General features: G+C 50.0%; 1 rRNA gene. It reads left to right on the top strand.

Annotation, left to right across the window (positions count from 1 at the left end):
* A 23S ribosomal RNA gene (locus tag KO088_RS08845) occupies positions 1 to 2593 on the top strand; the annotation flags it as partial.

Below are 2593 nucleotides of genomic sequence, written 5' to 3'. Positions count from 1 at the left end.
ATAGGAAGACAAGATTAGGAGAACGGTCTGGAAAGGCCGGCCATAGAACATGATAGCTGTGTATCCGAAAATCTTCGTTGGACTTAGAGGTATCCTGAGTAGCGCGGGACACGTGAAATCCTGTGTGAATCTGCGGGGCCCATCCCGTAAGGCTAAATACTCCCGAGAGACCGATAGTGAACCAGTACCGTGAGGGAAAGGTGAAAAGAACCTCGAACAGAGGAGTGCAATAGATCCTGAACCCGTCTGCCTACAAGCGGTAGGAGCAGCTTAGAGCTGTGACTGCGTGCCTTTTGCATAATGAACCTACGAGTTACTTTCTCTGGCAAGGTTAAGTGATGAAGAGTCACGTGAGCCGAAGCGAAAGCGAGTCTGAATAGGGCGAATTAGTCAGAGGGAGTAGACGCGAAACCAAGTGATCTACCCTTGGTCAGGTTGAAGGTTGGGTAAAACCAACTGGAGGACCGCACCGGTAAGCGTTGAAAAGCTTTCGGATGAACTGAGGGTAGGGGTGAAAGGCTAATCAAACTTGGAGATAGCTCGTACTCCCCGAAATGCATTTAGGTGCAGCCTGTGGAGTTTCTTACGTGAGGTAGAGCGACTGATTGGATGCGAGGCTTTCACCGGCTATCAAGTCCAGACAAACTCCGAATGCACGTTAAGTAAGATCCACGGAGTGAGGGCATGGGTGCTAAGGTCCATGTCCGAGAGGAGAAGAATCCAGACCATCGGCTAAGGTCCCGAAATAATAGCTAAGTTGACCAAACGAAGTCAGAGTGCGAAGACAGCTAGGATGTTGGCTTGGAAGCAGCCATTCATTTAAAGAGTGCGTAACAGCTCACTAGTCGAGTGCTTTGGCGTGGATAATAATCGGGCATAAGCTATTTACCGAAGCTGTGGGATGTGTAAACATCGGTAGGGGAGCATTCTAGCGACGCTGAAGGTGAGAGGACAACTCTTGCTGGAGTTTCTAGAAAAGCAAATGTAGGTATAAGTAACGATAAAGGAGGTGAGAAACCTCCTCGCCGAAAGACTAAGGGTTCCTGATCAACGCTAATCGGATCAGGGTTAGTCGGGGCCTAAGGGGCAGCCGAACGGCGTACCCGATGGAAGAACCGGTTAATATTCCGGTACTAATTATGTGAGCGATGTGGAGACGGAGATGTGACGGTCCTGCCAACTGACGGAATAGTTGGTTGAAGGGTGTAGGAGTTGATCTGAGTAGGCAAATCCGCTCGGAGATCCGAACCTGACAGTACTCTGAGTGCTTGCACAAGGAGATATGGACAACTGTAACGGTGCTCCCAAGAAAATCCGCTAAGCATATTGCATGATTACCCGTACCATAAACCGACACAGGTGGTTGGGTTGAGTATACTAAGGCGCTCGAGTGATTCGCGGTTAAGGAACTAGGCAAAATAGTCCTGTAACTTCGGAATAAAGGACGCTCACAGTGAAGGCTGTGAGCCGCAGAGAATAGGCCCAGGCGACTGTTTAACAAAAACACATGGCTATGCTAAATCGAAAGATACTGTATATAGCCTGACACCTGCCCGGTGCTGGAAGGTTAAGAGGAGATGTCATCGCAAGAGAAGCATTGAATTGAAGCCCCAGTAAACGGCGGCCGTAACTATAACGGTCCTAAGGTAGCGAAATTCCTTGTCGGGTAAGTTCCGACCTGCACGAATGGTGTAACGATCTGGGTACTGTCTCAACCGCGAGCTCGGTGAAATTGTAGTATCGGTGAAGATGCCGATTACCCGCAACGGGACGAAAAGACCCCGTGAACCTTTACTATAGCTTTGCATTGGATTTGGGTAACAAATGTGTAGGATAGGCCGGAGACTATGAAGCGGGTACGCCAGTATTCGTGGAGTCGCCGTTGAAATACGGCCCTTTTGTTATTTGGGTTCTAACTCGCAGAAGCGAGGACATTGCATGGTGGGTAGTTTGACTGGGGTGGTCGCCTCCAAAAGTGTAACGGAGGCTTCTAAAGGTACCCTCAGACCGATTGGTAACCGGTCGTAGAGTGTAATGGCACAAGGGTGCTTGACTGGGAGACTAACAAGTCGCACAGGTAGGAAACTAGAGCATAGTGATCCGGTGGTTCCGTATGGAAGGGCCATCGCTCAAAGGATAAAAGGTACTCCGGGGATAACAGGCTGATCGCTCCCAAGAGCTCATATCGACGGAGCGGTTTGGCACCTCGATGTCGGCTCGTCACATCCTGGGGCTGGAGAAGGTCCCAAGGGTTGGGCTGTTCGCCCATTAAAGTGGCACGCGAGCTGGGTTCAGAACGTCGTGAGACAGTTCGGTCTCTATCTGTTGTGGGCGTTTGAGATTTGAGGGGGCCTGACACTAGTACGAGAGGACCGTGTTGGACGAACCGCTGGTTTATCGGTTATGCCGCCAGGCGTATTGCCGAGTAGCTACGTTCGGTTGAGATAAGTGCTGAAAGCATCTAAGTACGAAGCTTGCCTCAAGATTAGATCTCATTATAAGGGTGGTTATAGACGATGACCTTGATAGGCTACAGGTGTAAAGGCGGTGACGTCATAGCCGAGTAGTACTAATTGCCCGAAAGTTTTTGCCA

The organism is Porphyromonas bobii, from assembly GCF_943169685.1.
In the GTDB taxonomy this organism is placed as follows: Bacteria; Bacteroidota; Bacteroidia; order Bacteroidales; family Porphyromonadaceae; genus Porphyromonas; species Porphyromonas pasteri.
Note: the sequence above shows the minus strand (reverse complement) of the source record. Positions and strands in the feature narration are given on the sequence as shown.